Raw genomic sequence first — 21,421 nt, forward strand, 5'->3', positions numbered from 1 at the left:
GCCGGCAACGTTTCACCCCTTGCCCCTAGAGGACTACCCCATGCGTCTGGCCCGTTCGCTGCTGTTGCTGATGAGTGTCGCTCTCGCCGTTCCCGTCGCCGCGTTCGCTGCCGACCAGGTGCTGCCGCTGCAACAGCGCATGACGCCGGAAGAGTTCAAGGCGGCCGGCCTGGACAAGCTGTCGCCGGAAGAACTGAAGAACCTCGACAACTGGCTGAGCGGTCACGGCAAGGTCGTGACCAAGGTGGTCGACCAGAGCGGCAAGCCGGTGTTCTACCCCACCGCCGAAAAGGCTGGCCCGGTGCAGGCGCGCGTGCAGGGCTCGTTTGCGGGCTTCACTGGCCATACCCAGCTCACCCTCGACAACAACCAGGTGTGGCAGCAGGCCGACGGCACCCGTGTGTCCTGCATGACCAGCGAGAATCCGAAGATTGCCATCCGCCGCTCGCTGATGGGCAACTGGATGGCGGCGGTGGACGGCTGCAATGACACGGCACCCATCACGCGAGTGAAATAATCCTCGCTTGTAGGAGCGCGCTCTGCGCGCGGCTGCCGATGCCTCGCGGCATCGGTTCGCGCACAGGGTGCGCTCCTACAAGTGAATGGCTCAGGCGAGGTTTTCCAGCGCGCGCATCAAGCGCTTGGCCGAGACCGGCTCGGGCGTCTTCAGCTCCTGTGCGAACAGCGACACTCGCCACTCTTCGATCAACCAGCGCAACTCGTCCAGGCCTTCGCTGCCTGCCGCTCGATGCTTGAGGTAATCGCGCCAGAACGGCGACACCTGCAACAGGCGCTGCTGATCCTTGGCCGGATCCTGGCGCAAGCGTTCGGCGCGCAAACGCATGGCCTTGAGGTAGCGCGGATAGTGCGCCAGCCGTGAGGTGGGCAGTTCGCGCAGGAAACCGGGCGTGAGCAGCGCGTCAAGCTGCTCGCGCAAATCGTCGTAGCTCGCCCGTGCAAAACCCATCAGCGGCGGTTGCAGCCAGGGCTTGAGATCGGCCTGCGCTTCGATGATGGGTTCGGCCAATTTCAAACGTTCGACGGCGGCGCCAAACAGCTCCCGCGACGCCTGCGTATGCAAGGCTTCGAACGCGCCAGCCGTGCGCACGTTGAGCTCGTAGCGCGCCAGCAGGTCCTGCAAGCCGCCTTCGACCAGATCCTCGCGCAGGCCGTCCACGCCGCCGAGTGGCGCGTACTTCAAGGCGAGCGGATTGCCGACCGGCAAGCGACGTCGCGCCTGCTTCATGTCGCTTGCCAATGCGTTGCGCAGCAGGCGGATCACGCCGTGTATATGCGCTTCGCGCGCTTCGTCGCTGCGCTCGAACACACGCAGCGCCACCGCGTCACCAAGGTCGACCAGCGCGGGGAACGCGAGCAAGCCACCGGCCGAACGCACCTGCTGGGGAATCTCCTCGAAATCCCAGCTGGCGATGTCTTCGCGCGTGAGTTCGATATCGGTCTTGCGCGAGAACGCCTCGCGGGCCTGGCCTTCCCACTGCGCACGGATGGCGGCGAGGTCGCGCCCGGTCGCAAGCGTCTTGCCGTTCTCGTCGTGCAGGCGATAGCGCATGCGGAAGTGTGCGGGCAAGGCCACCTGATCAAATTCGGCGGCAGAAATATCGACGCCGGTGGCGCGCTTGAGGAATACAGCAAGCGCCTTGGTCAGCGGCTCGTCGCGCGGCGTTTCGGCTTCCACAAAGGCGCGCGCAAAATCCGGAGCCGGCACGAAGTTTCGCCGCAAGGCCTTCGGCAATCCCCGGATCAGCTCGGCGATTTTTTCGGCGAGCAGACCCGGCACCAGCCACTCGCAACGCGCGGCGGGCAAGGCATTCAACATGGCCAGAGGCAGATGCAGGGTGACGCCGTCCGCATCGTCTCCGGGGACGAAGCGGTATTCGAGGCGATATTTCTGCGGTGGTACGTCCAGCGAAGCCGGGAACGCCTTCGGATCGAGTCCGGCGCCACCGCTCATCACATCGTCAATCGACCAACGCAGCGCAGCCTGTTCCGCCGGGCGCGCCTTGCGATACCACGCATCGAGCGCCCGAGTGTCCGCGATGTCCTGCGGCAGCTTGCCTTCAAAGAAACGGACCAGCTCGTCTTCGTGGCGAAGCAGGCCTTCGCGACGTTGCTTGGCCTCGATGCCGCGTGCGTCTTCGAGCACACGCTGGTTGGCGCGGATGAAGTCTGCGCGCGCATCGATATCGCAGCGTGCCAGCGCTTCGCGCAGGAAGATCTCGTGCGCGAGCGCGGGATCCTGCTTCTGGAACGTGACCGGCCGGCGTTCGACCAGAGTGAGCCCGAACAGGCTCACCTGCTCGTACGCCACAACGTGACCGCGCTTGCGCGACCAGTGGGCATCGCGGCAGGAGGCGCGCAAGAGATGCGCGGCCTGCTGCTCGATCCATAGCGGCTCGACGCGGGCGCACATCATGCCCCACACGCGACCGCCGACATCGAGTATCTGTCCAGCGAAGATCCAGTTCGGCGGCACTTTGGAGAGCGACGAGCCCGGGAACACCTGGAAGCGGCGTTCGCGCGTGCTGCGGTAGACGCCCTTCTCGTCTTTGTGACCCACCTGCGTGGGCAGGCCGGCGAGCAGGCTGCGATGGATGGCTTCGAATTGTTTCGAGGCTTCGTCATCGCCTTTACTCCCTTTCCCCTCCGGGGAAAGGGCTGGAGTGAGCGGTGGGTGCTCGCGGGAAGGCTGCCTATCCTTCTTCGCCGCGACAACAGCCGTCACCTTTGCAGCTCCCCGCAAGGTTGGCCCCTCATCCCGGCCTTCTCCCCGCTGGGGAGAAGGAGAAGTGGGGGCTTCCAATTTCCACCCCAGCTCCTGCACCACCAGCAGCAACTGCCGGTGCAGCTCGCGCCATTCGCGCATGCGCATGAAGCTGAGGAAGTGCCGCGTGCACCAGTCGCGCAGCTTCGACTGCGTCAGGTCTTCGTGCGCCTTGCCGTAATCGCGCCACAGGTTGAGCACGCCAACGAAATCGGATTTCGGATCCGCGAATGCCGCATGCGCCGCATCGGCCTGCTGGCGCGCGTCCGCCGGCCGCTCACGCGGGTCCTGGATGCTGAGGAACGATACGATGGCGAGCACTTCGCGCAGGCTGTGCAACTGCTGCGCTTCCACCAGCATGCGTGCCAGCTGGACGTCGATCGGCAGCTTGGCGACCGTGCGGCCGGTGGGCGTCAATCGCCGTGCATCGTCGATGGCGGAAATTTCCGCCAGGCGGCGATAGCCATCCGCCACCACGCGCGGATCGGGCGCTTCGAGGAACGGAAAGTCCTCCACTTCGCCCAGCTGCAAGGCCAGCATGCGCAGGATGACGTTGGCCAGCGAGGAGCGCAGCAATTCGGGATCGGTGTACGCGGCGCGACTTTCGAAATCGGCCTCGTCGTACAGGCGATAACAGGTGCCCGGGCCTACTCGACCGCAACGACCCTTGCGCTGGTCAGCGGCCGCCCTCGAAATCGGCTCCACATGGAGTCGTTCCAGCTGGCTGCGTTGGCTGTAGCGCTTGACGCGCGCCTGGCCGGTGTCGATCACATAGCGAATGCGGGGCACCGTCAGCGAGGTTTCCGCCACATTGGTGGCCAGCACCACGCGGCGTTTGACGCCTGGCTTGAACACGCGATCCTGATCGCCCGCCGACAGCCGCGCGTACAGCGGCATCACTTCGGTTTCGCGGTACTGGCGTCGCGAGAGCAGCAAATGCGCGTCGCGAATTTCGCGTTCGCCGGGCAGGAAGATCAGCACGTCGCCGCGCGGATCGTCATGGGTGATCTCATCGAGAACGGCGGCCACATGGTCGGCACCGCCCTGCTGCAGGTCGCCCGCCCGCTGGCCGCGCCGTGCAGCAACCTCGTCTACCGAGCGCCAGCGCACTTCCACCGGATAGGCGCGCCCTTCCACCGACACGATGGGCGCGCCGCTGAAATGTTCCGCGAATCGCTCAGTGTCGATGGTGGCTGAAGTGACAATGATCTTCAGCGTCGGACGCTTTACCGCCAACCGCTTGAGGTAACCCAGCAGGAAGTCGATGTTGAGGCTGCGCTCGTGCGCCTCGTCGATGATGATGGTGTCGTACGCGCTCAGCCACGGATCGCCCTGCGTCTCCGCGAGCAGGATGCCGTCGGTCATGAACTTGATCAGGGTGCGATCGGACACCTGGTCGTTGAAACGCACCTGGAAGCCGACTTGTTCCCCCAGCGGCGTTGCCAGTTCTTCCGCCACGCGGCGTGCCACCGAGCGCGCGGCCAGCCGGCGCGGCTGGGTGCAGCCGATCATGCCCGCTTCGCCACGTCCCGCCGCCAGGCACAGCTTGGGCAATTGGGTGGTCTTGCCCGAACCCGTTTCGCCGGCGATCACCACCACTTGGTGCTTGCGGATCAGCTCGACGATTTCCTCGGCGCGCGCGGTGATCGGCAGCGATTCATCCAGCCTGATCGCCGGCTTGGCATCCGCACGCGCCTTGCGGCGAGCCACCGAAGCTTCGATGTCGCGGGTAAGCGCAGCCAGCTTTTTCTCGTCAAAACGGCGCGACAACTCGCGCCACCGGCCTAGCAGGCGGCCCTGGTCGCGGGTCGATACGTCGTCGAGCGCCTGGCGCAACGGACGCAGACGCGCATCGGTGGAGGCGGCGTTGGATGCGGTCGGAGTCATCGGACCGCAGATGATAGCCGCTGAGCGGCTGGCGCGGGACCGCTGAAAAAAAAACGGCGCCCTGCTCGTGCCGGCTCATCCAGGGCGGCGGACTGCGGCAGCTTGCCGCGCGAGCCTCGATATGCGCTACCGGCGACGCCAGCTCTCTGCGGTAACCGGTTCAACCAGGTGATAGCTCAGACCTATCGCCGGCATCAGAAGGATTCATTTCCCCCGCAGGAATCACCTCACTAACCTGAGTCCAGCTTCCCTCTCATCACCCTCCCAAGGAGCACCACATGGCCATTTCCATCGGTATCGCCAAGAAGGACCGGGAACAGATTGGTGAGCAGGTGTCCAAGCTGCTGGCCGATACGTATTCGCTGTACCTGAAGACGCACAGCTTCCACTGGAACATCACCGGTCCGCAGTTCAACAGCCTGCACACCATGTTCGAGACGCAGTACAACGAACTTTGGCTGGCCGCCGACGAAGTGGCCGAGCGCATCCGCACGCTGGACGTGTTCGCGCCAGGCTCTTATAGCCAGTTCGGCAAGCTCACTTCGATCAAGGAAGAGGCAGGCGTGCCGGACTGGAAGGAGATGGTGAGCCAGCTGGTCGAAGGCCACGAGATCGCTGCGCATACTGCGCGCCAGGTGATCAAGGTGGCTGATGGCGCAGGGGACGAAGGTACGGCCGACATCGTGACGGGCCGCCTGAAAGAACATGAGAAAACGGCCTGGATGCTGCGGTCGTTGTTGAAGTAAGTGGCAAGGTGAGCGGTGGTCCTGAAGGCCTGTTGAAGATCCGTGGGTAACGGCTTCCCTTCACCGTCATTCCCGCGAAAGCGGGAATCGAGTGCCTTCATGCACCGTGAAAAGGCACTGGATTCCCGCTTTCGCGGGAATGACGGTGAGGAAAACGGGGCGCAGAGGGATATCTGAACTGGCTCTCAGGCACCATGCTCAGGGCCGCGCCTCCAGCACGATGTTGAACGGCGTCTCCGCGGCACGGCGGAAGCGTTGGAAGCCGCCGCCATCCACTACCACTTCGCGCAATTTCGCTTCACCCGCCTGGGCGCCCAGCGCGGGGCCGTGGCGCGCCAGTGACACGGGCACGCAGATCTGCGCCGAGGCGCCGAAATAGACGCGCCCCACCGGATTGAGGTTGTCCTGCACGCGGTTGCCGGCGAACGGCTCCACGATCATGCAGTTGCCATCGGACTTGAGCGCACCGCGCGCGTGTTTGGCCACGCCGACCGGATCGCCCATGTCGTGCAGGCAGTCGAAGAAGGCAATCAGGTCAAAATCCTTGCCTTTGTAGCCAGTGGCGTCGGCCACTTCGAACGATGCGTTGACCACGCCCGCTTCGGCGGCACGTTCGCGCGCCACGTCGATGGACGGTGCGTGGTAGTCGTAGCCGACGAACTGCGAGGTGGGAAAGGACTTGGCCATCAGGATGGTGCTTGCGCCATGCCCGCAGCCAACGTCAGCGGCGCGCCCTCCCTTGCGCAATTTGTCCACCACGCCATCGAGCGCCGGCAGCCAGGCGCCAATCAGGTTGGCGTTGTAGCCGGCGCGGAAAAAGCGCTCGGTGCCATGGAACAGGCAGGGATGATGCTCGCCCCACTCCATGCCTTCACCGTTGCGGAAGTGTTCCAGCGTGCGGCTCTTGGCATGGAACAGCGCCTCGACAATCGAATAAGCGCCCGGCACATCCACTGGACCGTGCGGGTCGGCCAGGCACAAGGCCTGCTCCTCGCTCAAGCCGTAACGGCCGGAGGCCTCGTCGTATTCCACGTAGCCGCCCGCAGCCTGGTTGCCCAGCCACTCGCGCACGTAGCGTTCGTTGGTGCTGGTGCGTTCGGCCAGTTCGGCCGGGGTCAGGCGTTCCTTGGCAAGCGCCTTGTAAAATCCCAGCTCGTCGCCGATCTGGATCAGCGTGGCACTGATGGCGGCCCCCAGATCGCCAACGGCTCGTCCCAGGAAAGCGTGAAGTCTTTGTTCATCGATCGCCATGACAGTGCTCCGCGACACCGCCCTCAGGGCAGTGGAGTAGGATGGAACTTCCTGGATACGCTGGCCGTGACGAATGCGCCTGTCCCATACCGGACAGCGCGAAAGGACTAGGCCGGTGGCAGGAGTCCGACATGCCACGCCCGTTGGGACACTTATCCGCAGGGGAATCCCAGGTGCCGATGGCGCCTAGCGGAGGCGTGCGCGCAGCGCTGTTGCAGCAATTGCTCGATCAGTTGCTGATCGGCGTGATCCTGGTGGACGCGCAGGCCCACCCTTCTTTTCTCAATCACCAGGCCCGAGACCTGCTGGCGCGACGTGACGGCCTTCTGGTGAGCCCCGCCGGCCTGAAAGCAGCCAGCACGGCGGACACGCGACGGCTGCACCACGCCATCGCCCTGGCCGCCGCATCCATGCGCAGCGACGGGCGCCCGGCCCGGCCCCACTATCTGGCCCTACGGCGCCGCTCCCGACGCGCCGCCCCCTGGCTGCTGCGCCTGTCGCCACTGCCGGGCCCGCCGCCAGAAGTCGTGGTGCTCGTCACAACCCCTGAACATCTACGGCCGTTGCCACCGGAGGCGCTGGCGGTGGCGTTCGGCCTGACCCCGCGCGAGGCGGCCCTGGCCGGCATGCTGGCCGATGGCCATGAGCTGCGTGACTGCGCCCGGCTGCTGGCAATGGCCGAGGGCACGGCGCGCAACCACCTCAAGCATGTCTTTGAAAAAACCGTCCAGCACAGCCAGGCCACCCTGGTCGCCGCACTATGCCGGATGGCTGTTCCCTGCCGGTGAGCGCGGCCGGCCCAACAGCGGCCTGAGCTTACGCTGACCATCCTGGCCCATTTCGATTGAGACAAAAGCCGCGCGTGGTTAAGCTTCCAATGCTTTTCGGCCTCGTGTGAGGCAGCCACGGGGATCGTTTTGAGCGCGAGTACAACCAACCACGACAGCAAGCACCCCCTGCTCGCAGCCATTCTGCTTGCCCTGATCGTGGCGGCCATGAACATCGGCCTCTGGTGGTGGAGCAACCTGCCGCACGGCCCCGAAGACTGGAAAGGCCCGATCGGTGGCTTCGCCCTGTCCGCTTTCCAGCGCTACCAGAATCCGCTGAAGAACGATTTCCCGTCGGACGAGGAGATCGACAGCGACCTGAAGCTGCTCAAGCGCTACACGCCGCGCATCCGCACGTATTCGACGCTGCAGAATCCACAGATCTATCGCCTGGCAGAGAAGGATGGCCTGCAGGTCATGGCCGGCGCGTGGATCGACCGGCGCCTGGACAACAACGAAAACGAAGTCGATACGCTGATTGCGCAGGCGCGTCGCTATCCCAACTCGATCAACCGCGTGGTCGTGGGCAACGAGGTGCTGTTCCGCAACGATGTCACGCCGGAACGACTGATGGCCTACGCCGACCGCGTGCGCGCGGCGATCCATCAGCCGGTGACCATCGCCGAACCTGAGCACATCTGGATCAAATATCCGGAGCTTGTCGAGCACGTGGACTTCATCACGGTGCACTTGTTCCCGTATTGGAACGGCATCGACCGCAGCGCTGCCGTGCGCGCGGCCTTAGGCAGCTACGACAATCTTCGCAAGCTCTACCCCAACAAACCGATCGTGATCGGCGAAATCGGCTGGCCGTCAAACGGCGATCGCTACAGGTACGCCGACCCGTCGGTATCGAACGAAGCGATCTTCCTGCGTACGTGGTTCAACGAAGCGAAGAAGCGCAACATCGATTACTACGTGATGGAAGCGTTCGACCAGCCCTGGAAGGAAGCGCTGTCGGGCCGCACCGAAGCGTATTGGGGCATGTTCAACGCCGATCGCCAGCCCAAATTCCCCTTCACCGGACCGGTGACCGAGGACACCGCGTGGCCGTGGAAGGCGCTGGGCGCCAGCCTGCTCGCGCTGATTCCAATGGTCTGGTTCGCGCGCCGCTACAGCCGCTTCAAGCTCACCGGCCGGTTCTTCTTCTGCGCGCTGATCCAACTCGCCTGCGGCCTGGTCACCTGGTCGGCCACGCTGCCGTTCAATTTCTACCTGAGCTGGATCGACTGGACCATGCTGGTGCTGTTGTTCCCGGCCCAGATCGCCATTCTTGCCATCCTGCTGATCAACGGCTTTGAGTTCACCGAAGTGCTGTGGCGCCGTGGCTGGGTGCGCCATGCCGGCCTGCTGCCGCCCGATCCGGTGGAGAAGCAGCCTTTCGTGTCGATCCATCTGGCCTGCTACAACGAGCCGCCGGAAATGGTCTTCGTCACGCTCGATTCGCTGGCCGAGCTCAAGTACGAGAACTACGAAGTCCTGGTGATCGACAACAACACCAAGGATCCGGCGATCTGGAAGCCGGTGCAGGAATACTGCGAAAAGCTGGGCAGCAAGTTCCGCTTCTTCCATCTGGAACCGTGGCCGGGCTTCAAGGCCGGCGCGCTGAATTTCGGCCTGAAGGAAACCGATCCGCGCGCGGACGTGGTGGCGGTGATCGATGCCGACTACGTGGTGCGCGAAGACTGGCTGGCCTCGCTCACGGGTTACTTCCACGATCCGAAGGTGGCCGTGGTGCAGTGCCCGCAGGCGCATCGCGACTATGAGCACAACCGCTTCCGCCGCATGACCGCGTGGGAATACGACGGCTTCTTCCGCATCGGCATGCACCATCGCAACGAGCGCAACGCCATCATCCAGCACGGCACCATGACCATGGTGCGCCGCTCGGCGCTGGAAGGCACCGGCGGCTGGTCCGAATGGACCATCTGCGAAGACGCGGAGCTTGGCTTGCGCCTGATGCATGCGGGCTACGAGCTGGTCTACGTCGACGAACTGATGGGCAAGGGCCTCACCCCCGCGGACTTCAAGGCATACAAGAGCCAGCGTTACCGCTGGGCCTTCGGCGCCATGCAGATCCTCAAGGGCCGCTGGAACTGGATGACCCAGAAGGGTCCGCTCAGCGCGGGCCAGCGCTTCCACTTCCTCACCGGCTGGTTCAGCTGGTTTGCCGATGCGCTGCACCTTATCTTCACCATGATGGCGATCTTCTGGACCGCGGGCATGGTGGCCTTCCCCACCATCTTCAACTTGCCGATGCAGTTGTTCCTGATCCCGGTGATCGGATTCTTCTTCGCCAAGGCGATTTTCGGCATCGTGCTGTACCGCGTGCGCGTGCCCTGCAGCTGGTACGACACCTTGATGGCGTCGCTGGCCAGCATGAGCCTGTCGCACGCCATCGCGCGCGGCATCCTGCATGGCCTGACGCGCGAGAAGACTTCGTTCGTGGTGACGGCCAAGAGCCGCCGCCTGGGCGGAAGCAATTTCGCCGCATTCGCCCCGGTGCGCGAGGAATTGCTCATGGCCATCGCGCTGGTCGGCTGCATCGTCGGCATGGGTCTGCGCTTTGGCACAAGCTATGTCGAAGGCACGTTGTGGATGTTCATCCTTGCCGCGCAGTCGATTCCGTACGTATCGGCGGTGATTGGCGCGTGGATCGCGCACAAGGCCGGCGACAAGGCAGGCTAAAAACCAGAGCTTTCGCGACACTCCGTTCACCGGCATCGGCCGGCTGATCGGCTAAGCTTGGGCCGCATGCGTTTGATGACGCATGCGGCCCATCTTTTTTCCAGGACGGAAACCGGGAGCGCATGCGCCGACTGCGACGCCTCATGCTATTGCCTCTGCTGCTGGCCCCATGGCTGGCGCATGCAGGTGTGCAGCTGGTGGTGGATGGCGTGGAGGATCCGTTGAAGCTCGCGGTGAGTTCTGGCGTCGATCTCTCGCAATACGCCAATCGCGACGTGACCGAAGCGCAGGTGCGCCGCCTGTACGAACAGTCGTTGGACCAGGCCAAGACGGCGTTGGAGCCGTATGGCTACTACGAGGCCAAGGTGCAGGGGCAGCTTGATCCGGTGGGCACCGACTGGCGCGTGACGCTGCATGTCACGCCAGGTTCGCCTGTGACCGTCACCGGCGTAGATTTCAAGCTCGACCCCACCGCTGCGAAGATCCCGGCGATTCGACGCGCGCAACGGGCCATCGAAAACCTCAAGGGCCAGACCCTGAACCACGGCGAGTACGACGCCGCGCGCGATGCGCTGAGCGGCGCGCTCACCGCCAACGGCTTTCTCGATGCGCGGCTGACCACGCATCGGGTGGACGTCAATCGCGGCGAGCGCAGCGCAGTCATTCATCTCGCCTGGGAGGCGGGCCAGCGCTACAAGTTTGGCGAGGTCCATTTCGAAGGTTCGCAGTTCAAGGAAGGCTTCCTGCAGCGCTACGTGCCCTTCAAGTCGGGCGAGTACTTTGCGCAGGACAAGCTGCTGCAGCTGCAGCAAGCGCTCAATGGCGCGGATTATTTCTCGGTCGTGAACGTGCTGCCCGATGTGGACGACAAGAAGAACGGCGTGGTCGACGTCAACGTGGAACTCTCGCCGGCCAAACGCACGGTCTATACGGGCGGACCGTTCATCGGCACCGACACGGGCTTTGGCGTGCGCGCGGGCATGGAGCGGCGCTGGGTGAACGCCAGCGGCCACAAGTGGAAGAACGAGCTGATCCTCGCGCAGAAACTGAAGACACTGTCGACGCTGTACACCGTGCCCCTACCTGGCCCCAATCAGCGCAGCTTCAACTACGGCGCCACCTATCGCGACTCCAATACCGATACGTCCAAGTCCAAGACGCTGGAGCTGGTGGCGAACGAAACGCGTGAGTGGCATGGCTGGGTACGCACGATCGGCATTCACGCGCTGGACGGCACCTTCACCGTGGGCCAGAAACCCGGCGAAGCGGACAACGTGGAGGGGTTGGAACACGGCCAGAGCAATCTGTTCTATCCGGAAGTGTCGCTGTCGCGCAAATCGGGCGACAACCCCATCTTTGTGCGCAGTGGCTGGTCGCTGGTGCTCACGGCACGCTCCACCGTGGGCTCGCTGCTGTCCGATGCGAGCTTCAGCCAGGTCACCGCCGACGGCAAATGGATCACCTCGTTCTGGGGCAATAACCGCTTCATCGTGCGCGGCTCGGCCGGCGCCACCTGGACCAATAATTTCGACGACTTGCCGCCGCAGCTGCGTTTCTTCGCCGGCGGCGATCGTTCCGTGCGCGGCTACAGCTATCAGAGCATCGGTCCCAAGAATTCGTTTGGTCGTGTCATCGGCGGTGAAAATCTGCTGGTCGGCAGCACCGAGGTGGAGCACTACTTCACGCGCCAATGGGGCATGGCCGCGTTCGTCGACGCGGGCAACGCGTTCACCGGCACCGATTACCGTCCCAAGATTGGCGCGGGCCTCGGCGTTCGCTGGCTTTCGCCGGTGGGTATGATCCGGGTGGACCTGGGTACGCCGGTGCACAACCCCGATGAGCATGGCGTGGAACTGCACGTCGTGATCGGCCCGGATCTGTGAGCAGCGATGTGATGACTGAGACGATCGCCTCCGCTCCCGCGCCTCGCCCACGCCGCCACTGGCTGCGCTGGACGCTGCTGTCCGTATTCGCGCTGGTGCTGGTGCTGCTTGCCTTCATCGCGTGGGTGATCGGTACGGCGCCAGGGCTGCGCTTTGCCTTGGCGCGCGCAGAAGGTTTCACGCATGGCCAGCTCACCGTGCAATCGGCGGAGGGTCGTCTCGTCGGCCCCCTTGATCTGGCGGGCTTGCGCTATGCCGATGGCGAGGGACTCGACGTAAAGGTCGCCAAGGCGCATCTGGATCTGCGCGTGCCTGCACTCTTGCGCAAGCGACTGCATGTGCTCGATCTCAACGCCGATGGTGTCGAGGTTGCGCTGCCTCCCAGTGAACCCGAATCGCCCGAGAGCGAGGGCAGCTTCTCGTGGAAGCCACCGTTCGACATGCTGCTCGACCGTGCGCACGTCGGCTCAGTGAAGATCACGCAGGCAGGACAACCGGTGTTCGCCTCCGATTCGCTCGACGTCGCGGGGAGCTGGACCGGCAGCCGCGGCATCGAACTTCGCCAGCTCGCGCTGCGCGCACCGGAGGGCCATGCGAATCTCACCGGCAGCCTGGTGGTGGGCAGCAAATACCAGGGCGACAGCAAGGCGAGCTTCGCATGGACCGTAAGCGGCACCGAGTACGCCGGTGAGCTGATCGCAAGCGGCGACGGCAAGCAGGCGCATGCTGATTTGCAACTCACCCAGCCCACGGCCGTGCGACTTCAATTGGCGCTGGCGCAAGGCGGCGACTACGCGTGGACGGCGACGCTCGATGCGCCTCGTTTCGATCCCAAGCCGCTGCTCGGCGAGAGTTCGCTCACCGGCCTTGCCGTGGCACTCACCGGCAAGGGCGACCGCCGCAGTGGCACGCTGACCGGCCAACTGGGACTCAACGACTACCAGCTGCAATTGCAGCCGCTGACCGCGCGCTTCAGCGACGATCTCAACACCTTGACGATCGAACAGCTCGGCATCGCCTCGCCGCAGTTCAAGGGCGGCGTCGGTGTGCATGGCGTCATCCAGTTGGCGGCCAAACCACTGGCAGCCGACCTCACCGTCGAGTGGAAGGACGTCGTGCTGCCCGAGCAGATGGCCGGCCAAACGCTGCTGAGCCACGGCAGCCTTGACGCCAAGGGCAGCATCGAACAATTCCATGCCCAAAGCACGCTTGCCATCGGTCCCGCAGGCAAGCTGGCCGATGTCACGCTGGATCTCGACGGCACGCAAAAGCTCATCAACCTGCACGCGCTCACGGTCAAGCAGCCGCAAGGCGACCTGCAAGCCAAGGGCACGTTGACCCTGCAACCGACGCTGGGTTGGCAACTTGAAGCGATCGCCCACAAATTCGATCCGGGCCACGTGCTGGCGCAGTGGAACGGCTCGCTGGATTTCGACGTCGCCTCGCAGGGTACGCTGCCGCAGGACCATCCCGACGTCACGCTGGAAATCAAGAAATTCGATGGCCGTTTGCGCGACCGCACGGTGCATGGCGACGGCAAATTGCACCTCCCGCCCGAGGGCGTGATCGACGGCAAGCTGCATCTGATCTCGGGCGGCAGCGATGCGCAGATCGACGCCAGGCCGGGCAATACCAACGACATCACGATCAAGCTTGCTGTCGCCTCGCTGGGCGATTGGCTGCCCGAGGCCGCCGGGCGTCTTCAGGGCACCATCCAGGTACGCGGCAAGCATCCCAAGCTTGCGGTTGAGGCCAATCTGCAAGGCAGCGCACTGAGCTATGCGGGCCAGCAGGTCGAGACGCTACGGCTGCTCGCCAATGTGCCGGACATCAGCCATCCAGGCGGAAAACTCGATCTGCAAACCAGCGGCGTAAACGCAGGAGGACTCGCCTTCACCCAGGTCAACGTGCGCGGCGATGGCACGGCTGAACGGCACAGCCTCGCGCTCACCGCGCATGGCTCACCGCTGTCGACGGAGCTGGCGCTCAGCGGCAGCCTCAAGGGCTCGGCCTGGAGCGGCACGTTGTCCACGCTCAATGTGGACTTTGCCGGTCTGCCTCGCTGGCGACTGCAGCAGTCGACGCAGCTTTCCTATAACGATGGCGCGCTCAATCTTTCAGAGCTTTGCCTCACGGCGGGCGAACCGCTGTTGTGTGCCGCCGCCAAGCAGGACAAGGCAGGCAACCTCGACGCCAGCTATCGCCTGCATGGCATGCCCATCGCGCTGATCATGAGCGCCGTAAGCACCAGCAAACAGCCGATGCGCGTGGAAGGCACACTCGAGGGCAGCGGCAGTCTGCGCCGCAATACGGCTGGTGCCCTGACCGGCAACGCGTCGATTACCTCGCCGCGCGGCTCGGTGGCCTATGCCGATCGCGCCGATCAGCCGCTGGTGACGTATGACAACCTCGCGCTTACCGCGCAGCTGAGTCCCTCAAGCCAGCAGCTCGTGCTGCACGCGGGATTGACCAATAACGGACGTATCGACGGCCAGCTGAATATCACCGGCGCGCAGCAATCGCTCGGCGGCCATGTCGGCATTCACGTGAGCAATCTGAAACTGCTGGAAATTTTCACCACCGAGGTGGTCAATCCCAAGGGCGCCATGAATGGCGACTTCAATCTGGCGGGCACACTTGCGCAACCGGCCATCAGCGGGCAGGCCAACCTCACCGATTTCTCGGCGGAAATTCCCGGCATGGGCCTCAAGCTCACCCAGGGACGCATCGCCATCGGCACTACGGATGCGAAGCATTTTCGCATTGACGGCACGCTGCATTCGGGTGACGGCAGCGTCGCGCTGGCGGGCACGGCGGCACTCGGCACTGATGCGCAAAGCGTGCTGACGGTGAAGGGCAGCAACTTCAAGGCGGTCGACATTCCCTCCGCCAAGGTGGCGATCTCACCAGACTTGGCCGTGCGCCACGACGACAAGGGTCTGGACATCACCGGCAACGTGACGCTGGACAGCGCCGACGTGAATCTCGACAAGTTGCCCGGCGCGGGTGCGACGAAGGCGTCGCCGGACGTGGTCGTGGTGGACGAGAAGCAGCAGGAGGAAGCGGCCAGCCAAATGCCGATATCGGCCACCGTCACCGTCAACCTGGGGAAAAAGGCGCACCTCGTCGGCATGGGTCTCGATGGCACCTTGCGAGGCCAGCTCGTGGTCAGCGAGCGGCCCGGCCGCGCCACCACCGGCCAGGGTCAAATCGAAGTGGCAGGCACCTATAAGGCCTACGGGCAGAATTTGCAGATCGCCCGCGGCCAGCTGCTGTTTGCGAGCACGCCGATCGACAACCCAGGCCTCAATATTCGCGCCGTCCGCAAGCTCAATCCCAATGCCACCATCGACGACGGCCAGCAGGTAGGCCTCAATATCGCGGGCACCGCGCAGCGACCGGTGCTCACCGTGTTCTCGCAGCCGCCGATGGAACAGTCTGACGCCCTCTCCTACCTGATCACCGGCAAGCCGCTGTCCCAGGTGAAGGGCGGTGAAGGCAATATGGTGGGGGCGGCTGCCCAAGCCCTGGGTTCGGCCACGGGCAACCTGCTGGCCAAGAGCATCGGCTCGCGCCTCGGTGTAGACGACATCGGCGTCAGCAGCAATGACGCACTCAATGGCGGATCCGCCTTTACCGTGGGCAAGTACCTCTCGCCGCGCCTCTACATCAGCTACGGCGTGGGCTTGTTCGATCCAGGCCAGGTCATCACCCTGCGCTATCACTTCAACAGCCGATGGAACTTCGAGGCGCAAAGCGCGACCGATTTCAATCGCGCCTCGCTGAACTATCGCATCGAGCGCTGAGCAGCACAGACGCCCTGGAGATCAGCGGCGATATCGCACGTACAGACGCTTGAGCAGATAAAGCAGATGACCGGCCAAGCCCTTGTCCTGCGCCTGCAGCAGTTTGGAGTTCTCTTGATAGAGCTCACGCAGTTGCACGTCACGCTGCACCACCAACTGCTGCAGCAACGATACGTCCGACTCAGTCAAGGTGTGGCCAAGTTGCAGATGCTCTGGCAACTGCCCATTGACGTAGTGCGTCGTATGGCGCCCAGCCGTTTCCGCAGACGGACGATCCGCACTGTAAAAATACAGGGCAATCGATTTTCGGCTTAAGTTCCGCTTTTCTTCGGGCAGGCAGATCGCATCGAAACCGTGCCAGCTGTGTTCGTTGGTTTCAAAGATCACGCAGCGATTGAACAGCGGTGCGACTCGGACGGCAGGCGACGGATCGGCATAAGGGTCGCGATACAGATCGAACATGCCGCCCCAAGCATCGTCCCATTCGTGATTCAGATAGATGATCAGGTTAAGCCGACGGTGCCAGCGCTCACTGGGGTGGTAATTGAAATCGATGTGCGCCTTGAGGCCTTGCCCGTGCCGGTTTTCGTGCGTGCCGCCGCCCAAGTAAAACGGGTCGTAGAGCAGGCCCTCGATCCCTGTGACAGTGCCCACGAAATCAAGGAATTCGCGAGTCTGGATGACTTCATCCAGATCGCGATAGGCGTCTCCGAGGCCACGGATGCGATCAACTGTGGATTTGCCGCCCGGTCGGCCGTTCTCGCCAATGTAGTTGCCGTTCTCAAAATCGGGAAACTGTCGCAGCACAGCATCCGCGAACGCCGGAGACAGGAAGTCATCGATGATCACATGACGAAACGGCGCTGCTGATGCAAATTGCGCGCGCCATTCCTGCGTCCGCGCAAGCGCAAGTGGATTCACGATGGATCCGGTGTTCGCCATGGACAACCCTCCCTGGTCGTTGCAGAGGCCCACTGGCGGGCCGAAAATTGTAAGGGTACCGTATCCTTCGCAACTTTTTGAGCACTCGCGGCCGGTTTCTAGGCCATAGGTCATGCCCAGCCTGGTCGCGGTTGGGACTATCGTTACCGTTTACCCGCTCAGGAGACCGCTCATGCGGCAGCTTCGTTGGATCTTTACGGCCGCAGCGCTGGCCACCACCTGCGCCATGGCGGCCACCGCCACCCAGCCGGCGCCGGCTCACACCGCCGCCCGCAGCGCCAGCGGCATCGACCTGGCCGGCATCGACCACAGCGTGCTGCCGGGCAACGATTTCGACAACTACGCCAATGGCAGTTGGAAGAAGACCGCGGAGATTCCCAGCGATCGCTCCAGCACCGGCATCTTCGTGGATGTGTTCCTGAGGGCCGAGAAGCGCAATGCCGAGCTGATCCAGGCCGCGGGCAACAGCAAGCCGGCCGCCGGCAGCAACGCGCGCAAGATCGCCGATTACTACGCAGCATTCATGGACGAGGCCGCTATCGAAAAGCGCGGTCTCGAACCGCTGCAGCCCGAGCTGAAACAGATCGATGCGATCCAAAGCAAGGCTGACCTCGCCCGTGTGCTGGGCGATGGCCTGCGCGCCGACGTGGATCCGGTGAACGCTACCAATTTCCAGACGGAGCACCTGTTCGGCCTGTTCGTGTCGCATGACCTGCAGGACGCCTCGCGCAATATCCCGTACCTGCTGCAGGGCGGCCTCGGCATGCCGACGCGCGACTATTACCTGTCCGACGACAAGGCGATGGTGGAAACGCGCGGCAAGTACCAGGCATTCGTCGCTGCACTGCTGAAGCAGGCGAACATCGCCGATGCCGACGCAAAGGCCAAGGCTATCCTCGAGCTGGAAACCAAGATCGCCAAGGCGCAGGTCGACATGGTCGACAGCCAAGACATCCACAAGGCCAATAATCCGTGGGCGATGGACGCGTTTGCCAAGAACGCGCCGGGCCTGGACTGGAATGCCTACTTCAAGGCTGCGGGCCTCGATCAGCAAAAGACCGTGGACGTATGGCAAGTGCCGGCCATCAAGGCGCTTTCCGCGCTGACCGCCAGCGAGCCGTTGCAGACCTGGAAGGACTACCTGACCTTCCATGCGCTCAACGAAAGCGCCTCGCTGCTGCCCAAGGCATATGCCGATCTGAGCTTCGGCTTCTACGGCCAGACCCTGTCCGGCACGCCCAAGCAGCGCGATCGCTGGAAGCGCGGCGTGGCCAGCACCAATGTCGCGCTCGGCGATGCGGTGGGCCAGATTTACGTGAAGGAGTACTTCCCCGCCTCGTCCAAACAGCAGGTCGAGCAGATGGTGAAGAACATCCTCGCGGCATTCGACGAACGCGTGGATCATCTCGACTGGATGACGCCGGCGACGCGCGAGAAAGCCAAGGCCAAGATCGCCAGCATCCGCGTGAGCGTGGGTTATCCGGAACATTGGCGCGATTACGGCACGCTCGATATCCGCGCCGACGACGCGCTCGGCAACAAACAGCGTGCCGAGAAGTACGAGTACGAACATCAGCTTGCCAAGCTCGGCCAGCCAGTGGATCGTGGCGAGTGGTGGATGACGCCGCAAACGGTCAACGCGGTGAACCTGCCGCTGCAGAATGCGTTGAACTTCCCGGCCGCGATACTCGAAGCGCCGCTCTTCGATCCGAAGGCGGACGCCGCCGCCAACTACGGTTCCATCGGCGCCGTGATCGGTCACGAGATCAGCCACAGCTTCGACAATCTCGGCGCCGAGTTCGATGCGCAGGGCAATCTCGCCAACTGGTGGACGCCGGAAGATCAGGCGCACTTCAAGGCCGCGGGCCAGAAACTGGTCGAGCAGTACAACGCCTATGAAGCACTGCCGGGTCTGCATGTGAACGGTCAGCAGACGCTGGGCGAAAACATTGCTGACGTGGCCGGTCTCACGATTGCCAACGTGGCCTATCACAAGTCACTTGGCGGCAAGCCGGCACCGGTGGTCGACGGCCTCAGCGGCGATCAGCGCTTCTTCCTGGCCTTTGCCCAGACCTGGCGCGAGAAACTTCGCGATGCCGCCATGCGCCAGCGCGTGATCGGCAACGAACATGCGCCGGGCCGTTTCCGCGCCCAGACCGTGCGCAACCTCGATGGCTGGTACGACGCCTTCCAGCCCAAGCCGGGCGAGACGCTGTACCTGGCGCCAGCCGATCGCGTGAAGATCTGGTAACGCGTCTGCTGCGATCAAACAAAGGCCACGTCTTGCGAAAGACGTGGCCTTTTCGTTCAAGCCACCCGCGCAGCCGTGCTGCGTGGCGTGAGCAAACCCAGCACGATGGCCACGATGAACAGCGCCGGCACATCACCCACCAGATGCCCCATATGCATGGGATGCATGAACGACTGCACGGCCATGATCGCGCCGTGCACCACGCTGGACCATACGGTGAACCAGATCAGGCTGAGATTGGCCAAGGGATCGCGGGACGCGCGTATCAGGAACACGCCAAGCGTCGCGTAGACGCCAACGATCATCAGTGGGTAGTCGGAATAACCTTCGTGCCACACCCATCCCGAAGGCCACAGTTGCATCAGCGGATAGATGAGCAGGAAAACGGCGCCCAGCAATACCAAGGCGATGCGTAACAGCTTGATGCGCTGCGTGTCGCTCATGACTCTACCTCGACGCTTCTGGCGGGAGGCCGAGTGTATGACGGGCCATCGATGGAGGACTTCGAACGAACGGCCTAGAGCGTCCGGGTCATGAAGACACTGTAGGGATCTTCGACGTAATCTGCGAACGGCTCGCAGTACGCAAAACCAAACCGCGCATATAGCTGCCGCGCCCGCATAAATGGTTCCGGCGAGCCGGTTTCGAGGCTCAGTCGCCGATAACCGCGGCGTGCCGCTTCATCCAGCATGTGTTGCAGCACGGCGGCCGCTACGCCCTCGCGGCGATGATGCGTGGCGGTACGCATCGACTTGATTTCGCCATGCGTCGCGTCGAGCTCCCTGATGGCACCGCAGCCGACCAGTTCACCGCTCTGCCAGACCGTCCAAAACGTGATTTCCGGTAGCCGCAACCGTTCGAGGTCCAGCGCATGAATGCTTTCCGGCGGCGAATACTGCGCCATCTCGTCGAGATGTTCCTGCAATAGCGCGGCTATTTCCGGCCCGCGCAAATCGTCGACACGGATCTCAAAAGCAGCGCGCATCACGCCCCCTCAGTGAATACCCAAACCTTCGATGCCGATGATGTCATGGGCATCGAAACCGGCCATCTCGGCAAAATGCCGGCCGCGGTCGGCGTAATCGTGGAACTGATCGAAACTGGGCGCGCCCGGCGAAAGCAGGATGGTGCCGCCGGCAGGCGTCAAGGTCCGTGCGCGTTGCACCGCCGCCGCAAGGCCTGGCGCTTCCTCCACGGCAATACCAGCATCACGCAATGCCTGCGCGATCCGCGGGCCGTTGGCGCCTTGGGCGACGATGGCGTGCGGCGCATGCATTTTGGCGGCGACCACAAAATCATTCCAGTCCAGGCCACGATCGTGGCCACCGACAATGACCGTCACGGCATGGCCTTCCAAACTGTTCAACGCCGCCAGCGTGGCCTGGGGCGTGGTGCTGATGGAATCATTGATCCACTGGAAACCATCGTGCTCGCCCAGCGGCTGCAATCGATGCGGCAAGGGCCGGAACGTTGCGAGCGAGGGCGCGGCCTTCAGCGCATCAAAGCCCATGACTTGAAGCGCAGCGAGCGCGGCACAGGCGTTGAGCGCATTGTGTTCGCCGGGGGCGCGCAGCCTGGCGATCTCAAATACCGGTTTGGCACCGTGGCGTATGAAGCCACCGGCGACATGCCACCCTTGCACATCGCCAAACACGATGCGCTGCGAATGCCGCGCCGTGCGCTCCAACAGCGATGGCTGCGTGGCGTTGACCAGCAGCTGTTTCGAGACGTCGGCGAGCTTGAGCTTGTCTTCGATGTAGCGCTCGCGCGAGCCATGCCAGTCGAGATGTTCCTCGTACAGGCTGGTGATGACGCCGAGCTCGGCCGGCCCTGCTTCCCCGGTCTGAAAACTGGACAGCTCGATGGCCCAGAGCTCGGCCGGCTCATCGAGCAGTTCGAGCATCGGCATGCCGATGTTGCCGGCCAGTGCCGTGCGCACGCCAAGACTGCGTGCAAGATGGGCGAGCAGCGCGGTGGTCGTGCTCTTGCCCTTGGTGCCGGTGACGGCAACAACGCGTGCCATGGGCTTTTCGGCAAACCATAGCGCTGTGCCCGACGTCACGCGGATGCCCGCCTCGCGCGCTGCCAGCAGCGCAGGCTTGTAAGCCGAAATGCCGGGCGACTTCACCACTACGTCGAACATGGCGAGCGCCGTGGCATCGGGTTCCTGGCCATGCACCGTCAGCGTTTTGTCGAACGCATTGGCCGCGGCGACTTCCGCATCGCTGCAGAACAACGAGAGCGCAAGTTCGGGCAAACGTGCGCGAATGGCTGTTATCGCCGCCTTGCCTTCCCGGCCAAAACCCCAGATCGCCACTCGCTTGTCGGCAAGATCGGCGATGCGCAGCGGTGGCAAGG

At 63.6% G+C, this 21,421-nt stretch carries 13 protein-coding genes; 7 read left to right on the forward strand and 6 right to left on the reverse strand.

Annotated features, from left to right (window positions below):
* The first annotated feature begins 40 nt into the window (after window positions 1–40).
* On the forward strand, window positions 41–517 hold the full coding sequence (locus AC1DMY_RS13525) for a hypothetical protein (RefSeq protein WP_477165451.1): 477 nt from the start codon (window positions 41–43) through the stop codon (window positions 515–517).
* 90 nt (window positions 518–607) lie between these two features.
* On the opposite strand, the gene hrpA is transcribed toward AC1DMY_RS13525, so the two are convergent.
* Window positions 608–4,669 (reverse strand): ATP-dependent RNA helicase HrpA, encoded by a 4,062-nt coding sequence (gene hrpA, locus AC1DMY_RS13530; RefSeq protein WP_477165452.1) that lies wholly within the window; start codon window positions 4,667–4,669, stop codon window positions 608–610.
* A 278-nt stretch (window positions 4,670–4,947) separates the two neighbouring features.
* Between hrpA and AC1DMY_RS13535 the strand changes: the two genes are divergently transcribed.
* Complete coding sequence (locus AC1DMY_RS13535) at window positions 4,948–5,415, forward strand: Dps family protein (protein ID WP_477165453.1); 468 nt, start codon at window positions 4,948–4,950, stop codon at window positions 5,413–5,415.
* A 198-nt stretch (window positions 5,416–5,613) separates the two neighbouring features.
* On the opposite strand, the gene AC1DMY_RS13540 is transcribed toward AC1DMY_RS13535, so the two are convergent.
* Window positions 5,614–6,666, reverse strand: a complete 1,053-nt coding sequence (locus AC1DMY_RS13540) for a class I SAM-dependent methyltransferase (protein ID WP_477165454.1) — start codon at window positions 6,664–6,666, stop codon at window positions 5,614–5,616.
* A gap of 197 nt (window positions 6,667–6,863) precedes the next feature.
* Here AC1DMY_RS13540 and AC1DMY_RS13545 point away from each other — a divergent pair, with 197 nt between their 5' ends.
* From AC1DMY_RS13545 to AC1DMY_RS13560, 4 genes are all read left to right on the forward strand, one after another.
* Window positions 6,864–7,454 carry a helix-turn-helix transcriptional regulator gene (locus AC1DMY_RS13545; RefSeq protein ID WP_477165455.1) on the forward strand — a complete coding sequence of 197 codons (591 nt, stop codon included), beginning with the start codon at window positions 6,864–6,866 and terminating at the stop codon, window positions 7,452–7,454.
* Between the two features lie 129 nt (window positions 7,455–7,583).
* Window positions 7,584–10,181, forward strand: a complete 2,598-nt coding sequence (locus tag AC1DMY_RS13550; protein WP_477165456.1) for a glycosyltransferase family 2 protein — start codon at window positions 7,584–7,586, stop codon at window positions 10,179–10,181.
* A 122-nt stretch (window positions 10,182–10,303) separates the two neighbouring features.
* Complete coding sequence (locus AC1DMY_RS13555; RefSeq protein ID WP_477165457.1) at window positions 10,304–12,064, forward strand: autotransporter assembly complex protein TamA; 1,761 nt, start codon at window positions 10,304–10,306, stop codon at window positions 12,062–12,064.
* A gap of 11 nt (window positions 12,065–12,075) precedes the next feature.
* On the forward strand, window positions 12,076–15,870 hold the full coding sequence (locus tag AC1DMY_RS13560) for a translocation/assembly module TamB domain-containing protein (protein ID WP_477165458.1): 3,795 nt from the start codon (window positions 12,076–12,078) through the stop codon (window positions 15,868–15,870).
* Between the two features lie 21 nt (window positions 15,871–15,891).
* Here the strand turns inward: AC1DMY_RS13560 and AC1DMY_RS13565 are convergent, their stop codons facing one another.
* Window positions 15,892–16,812: a 2OG-Fe(II) oxygenase gene (locus AC1DMY_RS13565; RefSeq protein WP_477165459.1), complete on the reverse strand. Its 921-nt coding sequence runs from the start codon at window positions 16,810–16,812 to the stop codon at window positions 15,892–15,894.
* A 172-nt stretch (window positions 16,813–16,984) separates the two neighbouring features.
* Here AC1DMY_RS13565 and AC1DMY_RS13570 point away from each other — a divergent pair, with 172 nt between their 5' ends.
* The gene (locus AC1DMY_RS13570; protein WP_477165460.1) at window positions 16,985–19,063 is read left to right on the forward strand and encodes a M13 family metallopeptidase; all 2,079 of its coding nucleotides are present in this window, start codon (window positions 16,985–16,987) and stop codon (window positions 19,061–19,063) included.
* Window positions 19,064–19,119: 56 nt separating this feature from the next.
* Here AC1DMY_RS13570 and AC1DMY_RS13575 read toward each other — a convergent pair whose 3' ends face one another.
* From AC1DMY_RS13575 to murD, 3 genes are all read right to left on the reverse strand, one after another.
* Window positions 19,120–19,506 carry a DUF6632 domain-containing protein gene (locus AC1DMY_RS13575; RefSeq protein ID WP_477165461.1) on the reverse strand — a complete coding sequence of 129 codons (387 nt, stop codon included), beginning with the start codon at window positions 19,504–19,506 and terminating at the stop codon, window positions 19,120–19,122.
* A 74-nt stretch (window positions 19,507–19,580) separates the two neighbouring features.
* Window positions 19,581–20,048, reverse strand: coding sequence for a GNAT family N-acetyltransferase (locus AC1DMY_RS13580; RefSeq protein WP_477165462.1), 468 nt, complete (start codon window positions 20,046–20,048; stop codon window positions 19,581–19,583).
* A 9-nt stretch (window positions 20,049–20,057) separates the two neighbouring features.
* Window positions 20,058–21,410 carry a UDP-N-acetylmuramoyl-L-alanine--D-glutamate ligase gene (murD, locus tag AC1DMY_RS13585; protein ID WP_477165562.1) on the reverse strand — a complete coding sequence of 451 codons (1,353 nt, stop codon included), beginning with the start codon at window positions 21,408–21,410 and terminating at the stop codon, window positions 20,058–20,060.
* Window positions 21,411–21,421 lie beyond the last annotated feature (11 nt).

It is taken from the genome of Dyella sp. 01L423, from assembly GCF_056399945.1.

Bases quoted from the DNA above. Each gene is read 5' to 3' on its own strand.
- AC1DMY_RS13535 (WP_477165453.1), top strand. From the start codon at position 4,948: ATGGCCATTTCCATCGGTATCGCCAAGAAGGACCGGGAACAGATTGGT.
- AC1DMY_RS13570 (WP_477165460.1), top strand. From the start codon at position 16,985: ATGCGGCAGCTTCGTTGGATCTTTACGGCCGCAGCGCTGGCCACCACC.
- AC1DMY_RS13560 (WP_477165458.1), top strand. From the start codon at position 12,076: ATGACTGAGACGATCGCCTCCGCTCCCGCGCCTCGCCCACGCCGCCAC.
- hrpA (WP_477165452.1), bottom strand. From the start codon at position 4,669: ATGACTCCGACCGCATCCAACGCCGCCTCCACCGATGCGCGTCTGCGT.
- AC1DMY_RS13580 (WP_477165462.1), bottom strand. From the start codon at position 20,048: ATGCGCGCTGCTTTTGAGATCCGTGTCGACGATTTGCGCGGGCCGGAA.
- AC1DMY_RS13540 (WP_477165454.1), bottom strand. From the start codon at position 6,666: ATGGCGATCGATGAACAAAGACTTCACGCTTTCCTGGGACGAGCCGTT.
- AC1DMY_RS13565 (WP_477165459.1), bottom strand. From the start codon at position 16,812: ATGGCGAACACCGGATCCATCGTGAATCCACTTGCGCTTGCGCGGACG.
- AC1DMY_RS13555 (WP_477165457.1), top strand. From the start codon at position 10,304: ATGCGCCGACTGCGACGCCTCATGCTATTGCCTCTGCTGCTGGCCCCA.
- AC1DMY_RS13575 (WP_477165461.1), bottom strand. From the start codon at position 19,506: ATGAGCGACACGCAGCGCATCAAGCTGTTACGCATCGCCTTGGTATTG.
- AC1DMY_RS13525 (WP_477165451.1), top strand. From the start codon at position 41: ATGCGTCTGGCCCGTTCGCTGCTGTTGCTGATGAGTGTCGCTCTCGCC.